Here is a 3439-nt window from a genome sequence, read left to right on the forward strand (position 1 = left end):
ACAGGCAAGATGCCTGTTCCACAAAAGATAAATTTTCTTGTGGAACAGGCATCTTGCCTGTTCATAAAAGGTTAATTGACAATGGTGCAACATATGAGATCGATCGCCCTCAAGTCAGATCCAGAGGCGGCAAACCGCGCAACTGCCGCAGCGAGTTGATACACGCCTGACAGTCGCAGCCAAACAGCGCCGCCGCCGCATCGCTTTCTTCTTCCGAAAAATCCAGCATCGCCAGCCGTTCTTCACCCGGGCGCTGCCAAGTAATTCTCGACTTAGAAGCCACAGCAGCAGACTTACCAGGAAGCCGCACGCAAGTCAGACGCTGAGTGTGGGGCGATCGCACGCATTGGGGCGAATCCGCCGATTGGCTTGGTGTTTCGCCAATTTGAGCGGGATTTGCGATCGCGCTCAAAGACATCAAAGATCCAAACAGCGTCGGACTTACCAATAAAGTGAGTAGCAATCGATTCATTTGTCGTCCTTAAGAACTTCAACGTATACAGTAGCCGATTATCTGTTGCAATTCAACAAGATTTTCGCCCCAAATCAGTACATTTTGCCGCTATTAAGGCTTAAAAGCCGAATATTTACCGCCTAAACCTCGAATAATTGTCCCCGTATTAGCAACCAGCATTTTCTGATAAGTATCACCTTTGCTTCCCAGTTTAAGATTTGTTGCAATTTTAGTAAGTCTAGCTTGCCAGTGATAACAAACTCTTCCAATGCGGGTAAACTGATTTCAGCAAGGGCAACTCGAAGCAGCGAACAAGTTTACCTCAAAAACCAGGTGGGGAGTGATGAGTACAGTTTTAGTGGTGGAAGATTCCCGCAGCCAGCGGGAGTGCATTTCACATCAGTTGAGATGCAGCGGATTGAATGTAATTCAGGCATCTGACGGTGTGGAAGCGCTGGATAAAATTGAGAAAAATTGTCCTGATTTAGTATTATTAGATGTCATAATGCCCCGTCTAGACGGCTACGGGGTTTGTCGTTTAATTAAAGCTAATCCCGAAACTCGGAACATACCGGTGGTATTTTTAACAGGCAAGGGACAGCAGTTAGCTTTATTTGCGAGGTTCCAGGGCGATCGCGCCGAGGCTTATGTTAGCAAACCTTGGCAGCCGAGGGAACTTTTGGCAACGATCAAAAAAGTTTTGCTCAATGCCAATATTAAGTTCGATCGAGCTTCTGCCGACGCTTGGACAGAATACGGAATTTTAAATTTAAGTACAGTCGAACTGTATCAAAGCCATGCCGATGCTTGGACAAAATACAGCGCCCAAATTATTAAATTGTACGATTCCAGCTTAGCAGCTTTCGAGCAAGCTTTGGCAATTGAACCGAGTCACTCGAATGCAAACAAGTATCGCAACCGAGTCCAGACAATCCGGACAATTTTGATGAAAAAATTAGAGCAAACTAAACCCTGCAAAGTGTGCGATTATTATTACGGTAAGGATGGCATCAATTGTGCGGTGCATCCTGCTGGCCGCCCTCAAGAACTGTGTCGCGATTGGGAATTTAATTAAACTAAAATGAAAACAAATAACCGCGCTAACTTGGAAAAGTTGCTGCAAGAAAGAAACGAACATCCCGAAAGAATGGCGGAAATTGATGAAAAAATTAATGCCACTTTCCGCAAAAATTACGCAATTTTAGTAATGGATATGTCGGGATTTTCGCGCACGACAGTCCGCTACGGAATTATTCATTTTTTGGCAATGATTCACCGGATGCACGGAATTGTCAAACCGATAATTTCAGAATACGGTGGCACTGTAGTTAAGGAGGAAGCAGACAATATTTTTGCAGTTTTTACTGATGTAAAATCAGCGGTGGAAGCTGCGATCGACTCTTTGAAACAAACGGCGGCTGTCAACACCACACTGCCGCCGGAGATGGATATTTACCTCTGCATTGGTATTGGCTGTGGCGATGTTTTGATGCTGGAAGGAGAGGATATGTACGGATCGGAATTTAATCTGGCATCTAAGCTGGGAGAGGATGTGGCGGAACGGGGAGAGATTTTGCTCACTTCAGCAGCCTTTGAAAAGTTAGAAGGTGACAAGCAAGATTGGGAAAAAGTGGAACTTTCGGTTTCAGGTTTGGAATTGGTGGCGTATAAGCGGCTGTAATCTGGTGAATTTCTGTTGTCTTCTCGTTCTTCGCCATGCTGGAAAATGAGAACATGAGTTGCGTCAGCCTTCACTAGAAACCCGGTTTCTTCGCAGATATCGGGCGACTCAGCCATTTGGGTAGAAACCGCGTTGATGAGGCTATATTCTTAGACAATATCGAATTTAAATAAAATTTAAAATCAGATGATTGAGGAACACAAAACTTGGCAATCTATTAATTTATCCGCTATTCGACAGCGGCTGGCTTGGCTGCAGCAACAGCCAGACAAAGTTATTTTTTGTAAAGAGTCTGGTGTTCACTATGTTGCAGTCACAAAAGAGCGATCGCACATTAAGCTATCTTTAGTAGAAAAGATAAATCAGCACACAGATTTACTGCAATCTATTTTCGATTTCAACAATCCTTTACATCTAGTGTCTGAATATACTCAGGCAATGATGTTGGGTTTAGTGTGGCAAAGCCAACCTCAAAGAATCTATATGGCTGGATTTGGGGGCGGCAGAATTCCCTTAGTTTTGCACCACTATTTGCCGGAAACTGTTATAGAATGTGCGGATGTAGACCCGATCGCGATCGAAGCAGCTACACAGTGTTTTGGGGTAAAATTGGACGATCGGCTAACTGTAACAATTCAAGACGGCAGAGAGTATTTAGAGCAGCAAAAATCAGATACTCAGTACGATATCATCATGATCGACGTAGCTTTTGGCAACGGCTACTTTCCCCACCGCCTATCCACCAAAGAATTTTATCAACTCTGCGAAAAACGCTTGTCAACAGCAGGAGTTGTGCTGGTAAATCTGCTGCAAAGAGATGAGTTTTATGCGGAAAAAATCCAGACTTTTCAAAGCGTGTTTTCTCAGGTGTGCGTGTGTCCGTGGAAGGACATTAACAGCGTTTTGATTGGTAGCAACAGCGCTATTTTAGGGAAAGATGAGATTGTTGCTAAAGCAAAATATTTACAAGATACCTATCAATTTTCCTTTCCCTTAACAGACAGGGCGCTGGAGGTAAAAATAGGTAGAGAATTGGCGGAGGCTGTACCTAATTTAGACAAAGCTCAAATTTTTTATGACGATTCACCCCCCGCTGGTTATTTTGATTGCTGGTTATTTTGATATCTATAATAAGTCCGGCTTTACTCTTTGTGGAACAGGCATCTTGCCTGTTACTGATACAATGTTGATATCACCCAGGGATTGAAAGAGAATGTGGGATGAAATGGGTGCATCTCAGTTTGGCAAATACATCAAATTGAAAGTTGACCGTTGAGATAAGCACAGCGAAGAGCAAGGATAGA

Annotated in this window: 4 protein-coding genes; 3 read left to right on the forward strand and 1 reads right to left on the reverse strand. The window is 43.8% G+C overall.

What is annotated here, in order from left to right:
* Positions 1-109: 109 nt before the first annotated feature.
* On the reverse strand, positions 110-472 hold the full coding sequence (locus QUA00_RS24275) for a hypothetical protein (RefSeq protein WP_333411392.1): 363 nt from the start codon (positions 470-472) through the stop codon (positions 110-112).
* 325 nt (positions 473-797) lie between these two features.
* Here QUA00_RS24275 and QUA00_RS24280 point away from each other — a divergent pair, with 325 nt between their 5' ends.
* The 3 genes from QUA00_RS24280 to QUA00_RS24290 all read left to right on the forward strand — a co-directional run bounded on the left by QUA00_RS24280 (position 798) and on the right by QUA00_RS24290 (position 3257).
* Positions 798-1529, forward strand: coding sequence for a response regulator (locus QUA00_RS24280; RefSeq protein WP_333411393.1), 732 nt, complete (start codon positions 798-800; stop codon positions 1527-1529).
* A 6-nt stretch (positions 1530-1535) separates the two neighbouring features.
* Entirely contained in the window at positions 1536-2135 is a 600-nt protein-coding gene (locus tag QUA00_RS24285; protein ID WP_333144110.1) for an adenylate/guanylate cyclase domain-containing protein, read from the forward strand.
* A 186-nt stretch (positions 2136-2321) separates the two neighbouring features.
* Positions 2322-3257 (forward strand): fused MFS/spermidine synthase, encoded by a 936-nt coding sequence (locus tag QUA00_RS24290; protein WP_333411395.1) that lies wholly within the window; start codon positions 2322-2324, stop codon positions 3255-3257.
* The last annotated feature ends 182 nt before the right edge of the window (positions 3258-3439 follow it).

Source organism: Microcoleus sp. T2B6, from assembly GCF_036700475.1.
Lineage (GTDB): Bacteria > Cyanobacteriota > Cyanobacteriia > Cyanobacteriales > Microcoleaceae > Microcoleus.

Coding starts and splice junctions, on each gene's coding strand:
- QUA00_RS24275 (WP_333411392.1), bottom strand. CDS start 472: ATGAATCGATTGCTACTCACTTTATTGGTAAGTCCGACGCTGTTTGGA.
- QUA00_RS24285 (WP_333144110.1), top strand. CDS start 1,536: ATGAAAACAAATAACCGCGCTAACTTGGAAAAGTTGCTGCAAGAAAGA.
- QUA00_RS24280 (WP_333411393.1), top strand. CDS start 798: ATGAGTACAGTTTTAGTGGTGGAAGATTCCCGCAGCCAGCGGGAGTGC.
- QUA00_RS24290 (WP_333411395.1), top strand. CDS start 2,322: ATGATTGAGGAACACAAAACTTGGCAATCTATTAATTTATCCGCTATT.